Here is a 13,663-nt window from a genome sequence, read left to right as displayed (position 1 = left end):
TCTGCCCCCTCATCCTTTGGCCAACACCCTCACCTCTTTGCTTGCGTTCGGCAAAACCCATGTCATGCTGCGACAAAATGATCGACCCGTGCAAACACGGGCGGACCACATCAGGGGAAGGGGAACCATGGATAGCGTTGTTCTGGCCATCATATGCGGATTGGCCGCGGTCGTTTACGGGTTGCTGACATCACGGCAGGTGCTGGGGGCATCGGCCGGCAATGAGCGCATGCAGGAAATCGCCAAGGCGATCCAGATCGGTGCCGGCGCCTATCTCACCAAGCAATATACCGCCATCGCGGTGGTGGGCGTGATCGTCGCCGGCCTGGTGGCAATGTTCCTGGGGATCATCCCGGCCATTGCCTTCGTGCTGGGCGCGGTGCTGTCGGGCGCCACCGGCTTCATCGGCATGAACATCTCGGTCCGCGCCAATGTGCGCACCGCCGAAGCGGCGCGGCAATCGCTGCAGGCCGGGCTCACCATGGCGTTCCGGTCGGGCGCGGTCACCGGCATGCTGGTCGCCGGCCTCGCGCTGCTGGCCATCGCCGGCTATTTCTATGCGCTGATCTCGTCGGGCCTGGAGCCGACGAGCCGCGCCGTCGTCAACGCGCTCGTTGCGCTGTCGTTCGGCGCCTCGCTCATCTCCATCTTTGCCCGGCTGGGCGGCGGCATCTTCACCAAGGCGGCCGACGTGGGGGCCGACATGGTGGGCAAGAACGAGCTCGGCTTTGACGAGGATGATGATCGCAACCCCGGCGTGATCGCCGACAACGTGGGCGACAATGTCGGCGATTGCGCCGGCATGGCGGCCGACCTGTTTGAAACCTATGTCGTCACCATCGGCGCCACCATGGTGCTGTGCGCCCTGCTCGTCGGCGGGCCGGATGCCGCCAAGCTGATGGGCCTGCCGCTGCTGGCCTGCGGCGTCTGCATCATCACCTCCATCATCGGCACCTTCTTCGTGCGGCTGGGCGGCGGCTCCATCATGGGCGCGCTCTACAAGGGCCTGATTGTCACCGGCGTGCTGTCGGTGCCGGCGCTGTGGTTCGCCACCCAGGCCGTGTTCCCCGACATGAACGCGGTGATCGGCGGCGAAGGCGTTGGCGATGGCTTCACTGGCCAGTCGCTGTTCCTCTGCATGCTGATCGGCCTGGTGGTCACCGCGCTGATCGTGTGGATCACCGAATATTATACCGGCACCGAATATCGGCCGGTGAAATCCATCGCCAAGGCGTCTGACTCCGGGCACGGCACCAACGTGATCCAGGGCCTGGCCGTGTCGATGGAATCGACCGCGCTGCCCACGCTGGTGATCATCGCCGGCATCATCGCCACCTACAAGCTGGGCGGCCTCATTGGCATAGCCTTTGCCGCGACCTCGATGCTGGCGCTGGCCGGCATGATCGTGGCACTCGATGCCTATGGCCCCGTCACCGACAATGCCGGCGGCATCGCCGAAATGGCCGGCCTGGAAGGCGAAGTGCGCAACCGCACCGACGCGCTGGACGCGGTGGGCAACACCACCAAGGCCGTCACCAAGGGCTATGCCATCGGATCGGCCGGCCTCGCCGCACTGGTGCTGTTTGCCACCTACACCAACGATCTGAAGGAGTTCTTCGGCACCGTCGCCGTCGATTTCTCCCTCGCCAACCCCTATGTCGTCGTCGGGCTGCTGCTCGGCGCGCTGCTGCCCTATCTTTTCGGCGGCATGGCGATGACGGCGGTGGGCCGCACCGCCCAGGCAGTGGCGCAGGATATCCGCGCCCAGTTCCGCGAAAACCCCGGCATCGCCACCCGCGCCGTGAAGCCGGATTATGCCCGCACCGTCGGCCTGGTCACGGCGGGCGCCATCAAGGAAATGGTGGTCCCCTCGCTGCTGCCGGTGCTCGCCCCGGTGGTGGTCTATTTCGCCATCACCGCGGTCGCCGGCCAGGGCAACGGCTTTGCCGCGCTGGGCGCCCTCCTCATGGGCGTCATCATTTCCGGGCTCTTCGTCGCCATCTCCATGACCAGCGGCGGCGGCGCGTGGGACAACGCCAAGAAGGTGATCGAACAAGGCGCCTACGGCGGCAAAGGATCACCGGCGCACCAGGCGGCGGTGACCGGCGACACCGTGGGTGACCCCTACAAGGACACCGCCGGCCCGGCCGTGAACCCGATGATCAAGATCACCAACATCGTGGCGCTGCTGCTGCTCGCCGCGCTGGCCGGGGGTTGACCCCTCCTCCCCTCCCGCCTGCGGGAGGGGCCGGGGGGGTGGGAACACCACGGACCTCACACCACCAACTTCACAAGGGGCGGCCCATCGGCCGCCCCTTCTTCATTGCTTCTCCAAAAGGCCCAATTCCACGCATCCAACGCCCGCCAACGTCGGCCCGTTTCGCCCTTTTTTCGCATCTCACCGGATTTTGACGCCACCCGGCTTCATTTGACACAATTGACGAAAATTCCGGGATTCCGGATTTTTTCGCTTGGTTATCAAGGCCTAAATCCAACAGCCACGCCGCGATGATACCCGGTTGGGCCCGTGTAGGACAGAGAGCCAAGCAAGCGGCCTCCGGCGGGCAGGGGCGAGGCCCCTGCACCTGCTTTTGACAGGCCTGAAGTTACTGAGGCGGATTGGGTTGGCGCGCTTGCGGTGCCGACGGACAGCCGCCAGCAAACGGGTGCGCCGGCCTGCGACCCTGCCCGCTGGAGGCTTCTTCTGCCTTACCCCGCCGGCATCGCCTTTACCGCCCGCCACACGCCGATCACGGCGAGGGCGAAGCAGATGTGGACGGCGACGAGGGGGGCCAGCCGAAGAGGAAGATGATGTTGTTGGCGGTGATGTTGCCGGGGAAGGGTCCGTTGTTCCAGGCGAGGCCGCGGGTGCCGGCGAGGGCGTTGGCGGCGGCGGGGACGGTGAAGAGCCAGGCGGTGGTGAGGGCGCTGGCGACGAAGATGCGTTGTTGGCGGGGGGAGAGGAGCAGCCAGCGGCCGCCGGCGCTCCAGCCCATGAGGAGGAGGCCGTGGGTGATGGCTTCCATATGGGCCATGCGCCAGGCGCGGCTGTCGCTGGGCACGTGCAGTTCGATGGGGGGGATGAGCGGCCAGGCGACGAGCTGGCCGAGCAGGGCGATGAACCAGTGCCAGCCGACGATGAGCGAGAAGGCGAGCAGCAGGGTGCCGTTGAGGAAGAGCAGGGCGCGGGTGCGTTCGGGCAGTGGGGCGGGTGTGGTGTGCATGGTTCAGGCCGCCGCGATGCAGATGGGTTCGGCGTGGGCAAGGCGGTGGGTGTCGAGCGTGGCGAGGCCGGGATCGCCCTGGTGGTGCTGGCGCCACCAGGCCTGGGCCCAGGCCGGATCGGGCACCTGGCGCGGATCATAGCCGGGGCGCAGCACGGCGAGGAAGCGCGGGGTGAGGCGGCGGAAGATGTGGGCGAGCAGGCGCCAGGTGGCAAGGCGGGAGCGCCAGTGCCACCACAGGCCTTCCTGGTGGAGCATGGCGGCATAGCCCTGGCGGGTGCGGGCCATGATGTGGACGGTGGCAAAGATCAGCCCCCAGATGCGCCACAGATAGCGCCCGTCGAGGGCCTTGAACACATCGTAGGTGGCGGATTTGTGCTCGATCTCCTTCACGAAGTGCCAGAGGATGAGCGAGGCGACGGCGGGATCGGCGCGGCCAAACAGATGTTCCCGATCTTCGATCAGCATGTGGCCGATGGCGAGCGCCATGGCTTCGAAGCCTTCGGCATAGGCGAGGTTGAAGGTGAAGCTGCGGCGTTTGGCGAAGCCGGCATAATCGGCCTTCAGCCTTGCTTCCATGGCGGGGACGGCGGTGTAGCCCATGTCGGCCAGGCGGCGGTTGAACTGCTGGTGCTGGCGATAATGGGCGGCCTCTTGCCCGATGTAGAGATCGATATCGGCGAGCAGGCGCGGATCGCTGATGCGGGCGCGGGCCTGGCGCATCGTATCGATCAAATAGGGTTCCAGATAGGGCATGGCCAGCGAGGCGGCGTTGACGATGTGGCTGAATTGCGGGCGCTGCGGGTTCCAGTGGCCGCCCAGGGTGGCGGCGAAGCGGAAGGCCATGCGACGCACGATCATGCGCGGGCTGGTGGTGGACATGGTGCGAATCCCCCTTATTGATAAGATACACAATAAGCTTGTTGTGGCTTTTGTCAATAAGCCCCGGTAGAGCGGGGGCATGAGCGCCAAGCCCGCCCGCACCCGGTTGTTGCCGGCCGATCGCCGAGCCCAGTTGATGGGGCATGCCATCGCCTGTTTTGCCGATCATGGCATTGCGCGCGCCACCCACACACAGGTGGCGGCGCGGGCGGGGGTTTCGGTGTCGGCGGTCTATTCCTATTTCCGCACGCGGGCCGATCTGGTGGCGGCGGTGCTGGCGGCGGTGGCCGATGCGATCCGGGCGATGCTGGCCCAGGCGGCGCGGCCCGGCGTTGGCGTGGCCGAGGCGTTGACCGTGCTGGCCCGGCACACGGCCGACATGGCGGTGGAGCAGCCGGACGCGGTGCGGGTGTGGCTGGATTGGAGCACGGGCGTGCGCGCCGACGTGTGGCCGCGGTATCTGGTGCTGCAGGCGGAATTGCAGGCGCATGTGCGGGCGATCCTGGCCCCGGCGGCGGCCGATACGGCGCGGGCGGCGATGGCGGCGCGGCTGTTTGTGGGCGGGGCGCACACGCTGGCGCTGTTGCGGTTTGAACAGGTGGAGGATGCGGCGCTGGCGCTGTTCATCGATCAGATGGTTGGCGGCACGCTGGCGGCGATTGCCGGTTGAGCGCGATCAATCCTCATCCCCGACCGCGCCGCCCTGTTTCAGCAGCTGGCGGGTGAGCAGGCCGGTGTAGCGGCGTTGCCGGCGGCGGGCTTTGGTGGGGTTGGCGCGCCAGGCTTCGCGTTTGTCGATGACGGCGTGTTGGAGGTCGTCAGCCTCGGTGATGTCGTCGGCATCGTGGGGGGAGGTGCGTTTGGGCATCTTGGTCCTCCGGGGGTTGGGTGTTGCTGGGAGGGTGGGCCCCCTCCGCCTCCCTGTGGTCGGCACCTCCCCCAGAGGGGGAGGATCTATCGGCGCGCCCAGCGGGAGAGGATCGAAGGGTCAGGCCAGGGTGGCGAGGAAGTGGGCGGCCTGGGTGCGGATGCGCTGCTGTTCGTCGGGGGCGAAACGGCGCCAGCCATCATATATGCGCCAGAGGCGCTGGTTGCTGCTCAGAACTTCCTCGTGGCGGGCGAGGAAATCCCAATAGAGGCTGTTCAGCGGGCAGGCTTTGGGGCCGGTGCGCTGCTTCACGTCGTACCGGCAGGCTTTGCAGTGGTCGCTCATGCGGTTCACATAGGCGCCGCCGGCGGCATAGGGCTTGGTGGCCATCAGGCCGCCATCGGCAAACTGGCTCATGCCGATGACGTTGGGCGCCTCCACCCATTCGATGGCATCGGCATAGACGGCGAGATACCAGCGGTGGACTTGCGATGGATCGGTGCCGGTGAGCATGGCGAAATTGCCGAGGATCATCAGGCGCTGGATATGGTGGGCCATGGCGTTGCGGCCGGTGGCGCTGACGGCCTCAGCCAGGCATTTCAAGCCGGTGGGGGTGCCCCAGAACAGGGCGGGCAGCGGGCGCGTGGCGGCGAGATGGTTGCGCGCCGTGTAATCCGGCCCGGCGAACCAATAGAGGCCGCGGACATATTCGCGCCAGCCGATGATCTGGCGGATGAAGCCTTCGACGGCGTTCAGCGGGGCGTGACCGGCCTGGTAGGCGGCTTCGGCGGCGCGGGCGACCTCGAGCGGGCCGAGCAGGCCGAGGTTGATAGCAGGGGAGAGGAGGCTGTGGTTGAGCACATCCTCGCCGGTGACCATGGCATCCTGATAATCGCCGAAGCCGGCCAAGCGGTGAGTGATGAAATCATCGAGCGCGGCAAGGGCCTGGGTGCGGGTGACCGGCCAGGCGAAGCTGGCGGTGGTGCCGAAATGATTGTGGAAGCGGGCGTTGACGAGGGCGAGCACCTCGGCGGTGATGGCGTCGGGGGCGAAGCGGATGGGGGGCGTGAAGCGCTGGCCCTTGGGCACGGACTTGCGGTTTTCGGTGTCGAAGTTCCATTGGCCGCCGATGGGCTGGTCACCGTCCATCAGAAGGCCAGTCTGGCGGCGCATGATGCGATAGAAATCCTCCATGATCAGGCGTTTGCGCGGGCCTGCCCAGGCGGCGAACTGGTCGATGCTGCAGAGGAAGCGGTCATCATCGAGCAGGGTGACGTTCGGCCAATGCTGCTGCGCTGTGAGCACACGCCATTCGCCGGCCTTCACCGCCAGGGTGCGCGCCGTGCCATGGCGGGTGGCGGCGCGGGTGACTTCGCCGGACAGGCTGCCGGTGTTGGCGGGATCGTCGAGCGGGACATAATCGACCCGCCAGCCGGCTTGCCGCAGCTCCTCGGCAAAATGGCGCATCGCGCTGAAAAACAGGGCGATCTTCTGCGGGTGGTGGGGGACATAGGTGGCTTCCTCGGCCACCTCCATCATCAGGATGACGGCGTCGGATTTCGGCACGGCGCGCAAGGCCGCGAGGCTGTGGCTGAGTTGATCGCCAAGAATGGGCACAAGCGTGGGCATGCGCCCGCTCTCGGGCTGACGGTGCAGCGCGGCAACCGGGCGTGGTGTCGCGTGGCATGCCCACCCCCTCCCGCAAGCGGGAGGGGAACTGGCGGCGCATTGGCGTAAGCTTGGGCCTTGTTGAGGGGGGAGATCACGCCATGTCGATCGATTTCGAAATTCCAGCCGAAGCCAAGGCCATTCGCGCGCGGGTGCGGCAGTGGGTGGAGGATGAATGCCGGCCGGCCGAGCAGAAGCTGAAGGACGGCGCCGATTACAGGACGGTGCTGGCCGAGCTGCGGGCCAAGGCGCGGGCCCAAGGCCTGTGGCTGCCGTTCATTCCCAAGGAGCATGGCGGCATGGGGCTGGGCCCGCTGGCCAACGCGCTGGTGCAGATGGAATTGGGGCAGAGCCACCTGGGCGCGCTGTCGATGAACAGCCAGGGGCCGGATGATGCCACCATGCTGACCCTGCTGGCGCATGGGACGGAGTTTCAGAAGGAGAAGTTCCTGAAACCCCTGCTCAATGGCGAGAAGCGGGTGTGCTATTCGATGACCGAGAAGGCCGCCGGCGCCGATGCGACGGGGATGCGCACGACAGCGGTGAAGGACGGCAACGAGAATTATGTGCTGAACGGCGAGAAATGGTTCTCGTCAGCCGCCAGCGCCGCCGATATCGCCGTGGTGATGGCGCGCACCGATCCGGATGCGCCGCGCCACCGGCAATTTTCCACCTTCATCGTGGAGCTGCCCAACCCCGGTTACATCATCAAGCGCGACATCAAGACGATGGCGATCGAGGGCCCGCTGTCCCAGGTAATGGGCGGCGGCCACAGCGAGATCGAGATCAGGGACCTGGTGGTCCCGGCCGAAAATCTGCTGGGCGGTGAGGGCAATGGCTTTGCCATGGGGCAGCACCGCCTCGCCTATGGCCGGCTGCGGCACGGCATGCACAATGTGGCGATGGCGCAGCGCGCGCTTGATCTGGCGACCGCGCATGTGACGAGCCGCGAGACGTTCGGCAAACCGCTGTATCAGCGGCAGGCGGTGCAGTTCATGCTCGCCGAATGCGCCAGCGAGCTTTACATGGCGCGGCTGATGCTGCTGCACATCGCCTACAAGGCGGAAAAGGGCCTCGATCTCAGGCAGGAGAACAGCATCGCCAAAGTGTTCCTGGCCCATATGGTGCACAAGGTGGTGGACACGGCGATCCAGCTGCATGGCGCGCTGGGCTATAGCCAGGACACGCCGCTGGCCAGTTGGTACACCCATATCCGGTCGCAGCGGCTGGTGGATGGGCCGGACGAGGTGCATCGGTGGACGGTGGGGCGCAATGTGATCAAGGCGTATCAGGCGCATGGCACGACGGCTTCGGCGGCGGGCGGGGATTTGATTTAGGCGGGGTATGCCGCAACTGGCTTTTCACCGCAGCAACGACTTTGTATGCTGGCATGATATTTTCTGAATGATGCCGGCATGCGGGGGCGACTGATGCGATACTGTGCCCTTTGCGAGGGCTCGGGCGGTGCCACAGAGGTGGTGCATGCCTGATATCTTCCTGTCTTACAGCCGGCAGGATGTGGCGGTGGCCGGCGCGATGGCGGCCGTGCTGTCAGCGGCCGGCCATGATGTGTGGTGGGACCGCGAGATCCGCGCCGGCGATGTTTATGACCAAGTGCTGGAAAATGCCCTGCGCGCGTCGCGGCTGGTGATCGTTTTGTGGTCGAAAACCGCGGTGGTATCGGATTGGGTGCGATCCGAAGCCACGGTGGCGATGCAGAGCGGCACGCTGATGCCGGTGATGATCGAGGATTGCCAGCGGCCGGTGGCGTTTGAGCTGCGGCAATCGGCCGATCTGATCGGTTGGAAGGGCAATGCCAGCGATCCGCGCCTGGTCGCCGTGTTGGCCGAAGTGGCGCGGCAGCTGGGCGCACCGGGGGCGGCGCCGAGGCCGGTGCCCGCAACCGGACCCAGCCGGCGCGCACTGATCGGGAGTGCAGCCGGTGTGGCGGCGTTGGCGGCGGGCGGCGTTGGCGCGTGGCGGCTGATGGGCAACAGCGATGACGACGGCACCGCCAGCATCGCGGTGCTGCCCTTTGCCAATCTGTCGGGCGATCCGGCCCAGGCCTATTTCTCCGACGGCATTGCCGAGGAATTGCGCAACGCCCTGGCCCAGATCAGCGGGCTGAAGGTGATCGGCCGCGTGAGTTCCGAACAGTTCCGCGATGCCACCGATCTGGCGGCCGTGGCGGAAAAGCTGGGCGTGGTGCACATCCTCACTGGCAGCGTGCGCCGGTCCCCCGCCACCATCCGCATCGGCGCAGAGCTGGTGGATGGCAAGACCGGCGCCCAGAGCTGGGCGCAAAGTTATGACCAGCCGGCCGGCGATGTGCTGGCGGTGCAGAGCCGGATCGCCAGCAGCGTGGTGGCGGCGCTGAAGCGCTGGCAACGGCACGGCAGGCGGTTGCGATTGCGCCAGGGTCCGGCTTTGCCCATGCAGCCCTTGCCAACGCGTTCATAGGGATACTGGACATCCGCAATGCGCTTGCTGAAATCGAACGGGCGTTCGCACTGGCCCCGGGCGATGGTCGCGTGGTGTCATCATTCGCGCTTTTGCTGACCCCGGTGGACCCTGATCGTGCCGTTGGCATCGCCGAGCGTGCCCTGACGCTCGACCCACTGGACCGGGGCGCAATGCTTGCGCGTGCCAACGCACTTTTCTTTGCCCGCCGCTATCAGGAGGCCGCTACCTTGATCCAGCGCCTCAGGCAGGAGAGCAAAAACCGGCGCGGCGCGACTCTTCTCGTCAATACGCTGCTGGCGCTGGGTCAAACCGATGCGGCACGCCAACTGGTCCCGCAGGTGCCGAAGGGCTGGCAGCAGCCGTTTTATCGCGCCCTGATCGAGGCCCAGGCCGGCAATCGCGCCGCCGCCGATGCGGCCCTGGCAGCGTTTCGCACGCTGGACAATGGCACCGCGCATTACCAGTTTGCGGTATTGCACGCACAGCGCGGCGAGATCCCAGCCGCACTCGCTTCGATCGAGAAGGCGCTGAAAGCTCAGGACGCTGGCCTGAACGACATCGCCGTTGATCCATGGCTCGATCCGCTGCGCAAGGAACCGCGCTTCAAGGCGGTGCAGGACAAGATCATCCCGCCCGATCTGTTTGTGCCAGCCCGGCTGGCGCCGGTGGCCTGAAACGGAAAAGGCCGGGCTTGGATAGCCCGGCCCCCTCCGCCCTGCGGGCACCTCCCCCAGAGGGGGAGGGTGATTACGCCGCCAGGGTGAGATTTTCGTAGCGCGACAGGTGGAAGTCCACGCTGCCGAACTGGTTTTCGATCAGCGTCGCGCGCTTGAAATAATGACCGACGGCCAGTTCCTGGGTGATGCCGATGCCGCCGTGGATCTGCACGGCGTTCTGGCCGACGAACTTGGCGGCCTTGCCCACCTTGGCCTTGGCCATCGAAACGGCGGCGGCGCGTTCGTCGCTGTCGAGCTTGAGCGTCGCCATCATCGTCATCGAAACCGCCTGTTCGACCTCCATGAACATGTCGACCAGCCGGTGCTGGATCACTTGGAAATCGCCGATGGCCTTGCCGAACTGCTTGCGCTGCTTGGCATAATCCAGCGTCTGCGCGTGCAGCACCTTCAGCACGCCGCAGGCTTCGGCGCACAGGGCGACGGTGGCTTCATCGACGATGCGCTCCACCAGCGGCAGGGCATCGGCGGCCAGCACATGGGCGTCACCCACGGCGACATTCTCGAAATAGACTTCGCTGGCCGAGGTGCCATGCACGGTCAGATAATCGCGGCGGGTGATGCCGGCGGCATCGGCCGGGATCAGCAGCAGCGCGATGCCGCCGGTATCGCGCTGGGCGCCGCCGGTGCGCGCCGTCACCAGCAGATGGGTGGCGTTGCTGGCATGCTCCACCACCGCCTTGTGGCCATTCAGCTGGCCGCCCTTAAGCGTGGTGGTGACATCGTTCAGGTGGAACCGGCCCTGCGGTTCATACGCGGCAAAGGCGATGCGGACATGGCCGGCGATGATGCCGGGGATCAGATCATCAGCGATGGCGCCGCCAACCGCCTTCAGCGCGCCGCCGCCGATGACGACGGTGGAGAGATAGGGTTCCAGCACGATGGCGCGGCCCAGTTCTTCCATCACCACCATGTTTTCAACGGCGCCGCCGCCGAGGCCGCCATGGGCTTCGCTGAACGGCGCGCACAGGATGCCCAGTTCCTCAGCAAATGCGGTCCACACCGCCGGGTTCCAGCCCTTGCCTTCGCGCACGGTCTTCTGGCGCGTGTCGAAATCATAGGTGTTGGCCAGATAGCGCGACAGCGAATCGCGCAGCATGGTCTGTTCTTCGGTGAAATTGAAATCCATGTGTCTTCCCCAAGGAAAGCCCCTCTCCCGTTCGGGGAGAGGGTCGACTCGCCGAAGGCGAGCGGGGTGAGGGTTGCTCCGAGAGGGCCAACCCCTCACCCCGCCGCGCTGGCGCGCGAGTCGCCCTCTCCCCCAAGGAGAGAGGGGTCAGAAGTTAAAGCCCCAGAACCATCTTGGCGATGATGTTGCGCTGGATCTCGTTGGATCCGCCATAGATGCTGGTCTTGCGCATGTTGAAATAGACCGGCGCGACGCGGCGGGCGCTGTCCGGGCCGACGGCGAAGCTGTTGTCGCCTTCGCCCATCGAGCGGAAATAGGGCGCGCCATAAACACCGGCAGCTTCCAGGGCCAGCTCGGTCAGCCGCTGCTGGATCTCGGTGCCCTTGATCTTCAGCAGCGAGGATTCCGGCCCCGGGCCCTTGCCGGCGCTTTCACCGGCGAGCGTGCGCAGCTCGGTATATTCCAGCGCGGCGAGATCGACTTCCAGCTCGGCCACCTTGCGCTTGAAGAAGGGGTTGGCCAGCAGGCTTTCGCCGCCATCGGCGGTGTTGCGGGCAACATCCTTGATGCGTTCCACGTTGCGCTTGGAGGCGGCGACGCCGGCGATGCCGGTGCGCTCATGCGCCAGCAGGAACTTGGCGCAGGTCCAGCCCTTGTTCTCGTGGAACACGCGGTTTTCCACCGGCACGATCACGTCTTCCAGCCAGACTTCGTTCACCTCATGCTCGCCGCCCAGGGTGATGATCGGGCGCACGGTGATGCCGGGCGTCTTCATGTCGATCAGGAGGAAGCTGATGCCTTCCTGCATCTTGGCAGTGGGATCGGTGCGGACGAGGAAGAAGCCCCAATCGGCATGCTGCGCCATCGTCGTCCAGGTCTTCTGGCCGTTGACGCGATAATATTCCTTGCCATCGTCGCCGGTGAACCGCTCGGCGCGGGTGCGCAAGGACGCGAGGTCAGAGCCCGAACCCGGCTCCGAATAACCCTGGCACCACCAATCCTCGCCGGACAGGATGCGGGGCAGGAACTTGGCCTTCTGCTCCGGCGTGCCGAAGGTGTAGATCACCGGGCCGACCATCGACAGGCCGAACGGCATCAGCCGCACGCAATCGGCGCGGGCGGTCTCTTCCGACCAGATATAACGCTGCGTCGCGGTCCAGCCGGTGCCGCCATATTCGACCGGCCAGGCCGGGGCGATCCAGCCCTTCTGGTGCAACACCTTGTGCCAGGCGAGGAAATCCTGCTTCTCCATCTCCTCGCCCTCGTCGATCTTGTCGTGCAGATAGGCGGGATAATGGTCGCGGATGAAGGCATGCACTTCCTCGCGGAAGGCGACATCGGCGGCGCTGAAATTCAGATCCATGGCTTTTCTCCCCAGCACATAGGTTGACGTTTACGTAAACCCGATTCGGAGGCGCGGCAAGCCTGTGAATTTTGCCGCTGCGGCAGCTTGTAGCGGGCCTGAACCGGGGCCGCATTGCGGGCATGATGAACGCCCTTTCCATGATCGTCGGCTTCGCCTCGCTGGGTCTGGCCTTCTTCGCCTTCCTGCCGCTGCTCGGCTGGGCCAACTGGGCAATCATCCCGCTCGCCATGGTCGGCGTCGGCCTCGGCTTCCTCTCCGGCAAACGCTCCGGCGTGATGCTGAACCTGGTGGTGATCGCCATCGGCGCGTTCCGCCTGTTCATGGGTGGCGGGGTGTTGTGACTTGACGATCTGACCCAATCGTGCATTATAAGTCACATGTTTGAGGTCAGACGGACGGCCGCGTTCCTGAACTGGCTGACCGACCTGAAGGATATTCAAGGGCGGGCGCGGATTGCCAAGCGGCTCGATCGGCTGGCAGACGGAAATTTCGGCGACACCAAACCGGTTGGCGGCGGCGTCAGCGAGCTGCGGTTCGCGTTCGGCCCCGGATACCGGGTGTATTATGTGCAGCGCGGCCAGCTGATCATCGTGTTGCTCTGCGGCGGCGACAAGCACAGCCAGCAACGCGACATCGAACGGGCCATCGCCATGGCAAAAGAGATTGGTGCCAGGGAGATTTGATCATGACCATCGAAACCAAACCCTGGGACGCTGCCGAAGCACTGAACTCCCCGGCCGATATCGCCGCCTATCTCGATGGCTATCTGGAAGACGGCACCCCCGAAGAACTGCTGCGCGCCATCAACACCATCGCCCGCTCCCGCGGCATGACCGAACTCGCCCGCGAAACCGGCATCAGCCGCGAAGCCCTCTACCGTGCCTTCAGCGACACCGGCAACCCGACGCTGGACACATTGCTGCGCGTGCTGAAGGCGCTGGGCGTGCGGCTGGCGGTGGCGGCGTGAGGCTGGGGATTGAAGAGAAAGGCAGGGCCTCCGGCGGGCAGGGGCGAGGCCCCTGCACCCGTCTGTCTTCGTGTCGGCTGGTAGGGATCTTGCTCCTCGACAATCGCAATGGGCCGGCGATAATCCTGCCTCAGCCGAGGGAGATTGAAGGTGGACCTGCTTAGCGCGTCCGAAGTGGTGACGGTTGGGCAAGGGGTTGTGCAGATGGGCTTCGACCTGAGCACGTCAGATGCAGGATATCTCCTGATCGACATGCCCGATCCTGAGGCCACCAAGATTGAAGACTTCTTTGGTCACAATCATTACGTTGAAGTGCGGGATCAGCTGGGCACCTCCATTAACTCAGCTGAGCACCGCGCCGG

Annotated in this window: 15 protein-coding genes; 9 read left to right on the top strand and 6 right to left on the bottom strand. The window is 65.6% G+C overall.

The window, feature by feature from the left end:
• Positions 1 to 127 precede the first annotated feature (127 nt).
• On the top strand, positions 128 to 2,218 hold the full coding sequence (locus tag CHU93_RS06375) for a sodium-translocating pyrophosphatase (protein ID WP_094473279.1): 2,091 nt from the start codon (positions 128 to 130) through the stop codon (positions 2,216 to 2,218).
• 532 nt (positions 2,219 to 2,750) lie between these two features.
• Here CHU93_RS06375 and CHU93_RS06370 read toward each other — a convergent pair.
• Entirely contained in the window at positions 2,751 to 3,224 is a 474-nt protein-coding gene (locus tag CHU93_RS06370) for a styrene oxide isomerase (RefSeq protein WP_207759240.1), read from the bottom strand.
• Positions 3,225 to 3,227: 3 nt separating this feature from the next.
• Positions 3,228 to 4,106 (bottom strand): metal-dependent hydrolase, encoded by an 879-nt coding sequence (locus tag CHU93_RS06365; protein ID WP_165768627.1) that lies wholly within the window; start codon positions 4,104 to 4,106, stop codon positions 3,228 to 3,230.
• A gap of 79 nt (positions 4,107 to 4,185) precedes the next feature.
• Between CHU93_RS06365 and CHU93_RS17075 the strand changes: the two genes are divergently transcribed.
• A complete protein-coding gene (locus CHU93_RS17075) occupies positions 4,186 to 4,776 on the top strand; it encodes a TetR/AcrR family transcriptional regulator (RefSeq protein WP_106408480.1) in 591 nt (196 codons plus the stop codon).
• A gap of 6 nt (positions 4,777 to 4,782) precedes the next feature.
• On the opposite strand, the gene CHU93_RS06350 is transcribed toward CHU93_RS17075, so the two are convergent.
• Both CHU93_RS06350 and CHU93_RS06345 read right to left on the bottom strand, forming a co-directional pair.
• A complete protein-coding gene (locus CHU93_RS06350; protein WP_094473276.1) occupies positions 4,783 to 4,974 on the bottom strand; it encodes a hypothetical protein in 192 nt (63 codons plus the stop codon).
• Between the two features lie 120 nt (positions 4,975 to 5,094).
• Positions 5,095 to 6,603 carry a cryptochrome/photolyase family protein gene (locus tag CHU93_RS06345; protein ID WP_094473275.1) on the bottom strand — a complete coding sequence of 503 codons (1,509 nt, stop codon included), beginning with the start codon at positions 6,601 to 6,603 and terminating at the stop codon, positions 5,095 to 5,097.
• Between the two features lie 140 nt (positions 6,604 to 6,743).
• On the opposite strand from CHU93_RS06345, the gene CHU93_RS06340 reads away from it, so the two are divergent.
• The 3 genes from CHU93_RS06340 to CHU93_RS06330 all read left to right on the top strand — a co-directional run bounded on the left by CHU93_RS06340 (position 6,744) and on the right by CHU93_RS06330 (position 9,779).
• Entirely contained in the window at positions 6,744 to 7,979 is a 1,236-nt protein-coding gene (locus CHU93_RS06340; RefSeq protein ID WP_094473274.1) for an acyl-CoA dehydrogenase family protein, read from the top strand.
• A 145-nt stretch (positions 7,980 to 8,124) separates the two neighbouring features.
• Positions 8,125 to 9,102: a TIR domain-containing protein gene (locus tag CHU93_RS06335; protein WP_094473273.1), complete on the top strand. Its 978-nt coding sequence runs from the start codon at positions 8,125 to 8,127 to the stop codon at positions 9,100 to 9,102.
• 92 nt (positions 9,103 to 9,194) lie between these two features.
• Positions 9,195 to 9,779 carry a TPR end-of-group domain-containing protein gene (locus CHU93_RS06330; protein ID WP_094473272.1) on the top strand — a complete coding sequence of 195 codons (585 nt, stop codon included), beginning with the start codon at positions 9,195 to 9,197 and terminating at the stop codon, positions 9,777 to 9,779.
• A 73-nt stretch (positions 9,780 to 9,852) separates the two neighbouring features.
• Here the strand turns inward: CHU93_RS06330 and CHU93_RS06325 are convergent, their stop codons facing one another.
• Complete coding sequence (locus CHU93_RS06325; protein ID WP_094473271.1) at positions 9,853 to 10,968, bottom strand: acyl-CoA dehydrogenase family protein; 1,116 nt, start codon at positions 10,966 to 10,968, stop codon at positions 9,853 to 9,855.
• A gap of 154 nt (positions 10,969 to 11,122) precedes the next feature.
• Positions 11,123 to 12,331: an acyl-CoA dehydrogenase family protein gene (locus CHU93_RS06320; RefSeq protein WP_094473270.1), complete on the bottom strand. Its 1,209-nt coding sequence runs from the start codon at positions 12,329 to 12,331 to the stop codon at positions 11,123 to 11,125.
• 122 nt (positions 12,332 to 12,453) lie between these two features.
• On the opposite strand from CHU93_RS06320, the gene CHU93_RS06315 reads away from it, so the two are divergent.
• From CHU93_RS06315 to CHU93_RS06300, 4 genes are all read left to right on the top strand, one after another.
• Positions 12,454 to 12,675 (top strand): hypothetical protein, encoded by a 222-nt coding sequence (locus tag CHU93_RS06315; protein ID WP_094473269.1) that lies wholly within the window; start codon positions 12,454 to 12,456, stop codon positions 12,673 to 12,675.
• Positions 12,676 to 12,711: 36 nt separating this feature from the next.
• Complete coding sequence (locus tag CHU93_RS06310) at positions 12,712 to 13,017, top strand: type II toxin-antitoxin system RelE/ParE family toxin (protein ID WP_094473268.1); 306 nt, start codon at positions 12,712 to 12,714, stop codon at positions 13,015 to 13,017.
• 2 nt (positions 13,018 to 13,019) lie between these two features.
• On the top strand, positions 13,020 to 13,301 hold the full coding sequence (locus CHU93_RS06305; RefSeq protein ID WP_207759239.1) for an addiction module antidote protein: 282 nt from the start codon (positions 13,020 to 13,022) through the stop codon (positions 13,299 to 13,301).
• Positions 13,302 to 13,451: 150 nt separating this feature from the next.
• On the top strand, positions 13,452 to 13,663 hold a 212-nt coding region (locus CHU93_RS06300), incomplete at its 3' end, for a hypothetical protein (RefSeq protein WP_133064334.1).

This window comes from Sandarakinorhabdus cyanobacteriorum (assembly GCF_002251755.1).
In the GTDB taxonomy this organism is placed as follows: domain Bacteria; phylum Pseudomonadota; class Alphaproteobacteria; order Sphingomonadales; family Sphingomonadaceae; genus Sandarakinorhabdus; species Sandarakinorhabdus cyanobacteriorum.
This window is presented reverse-complemented; position numbering and strand designations above follow the sequence as displayed.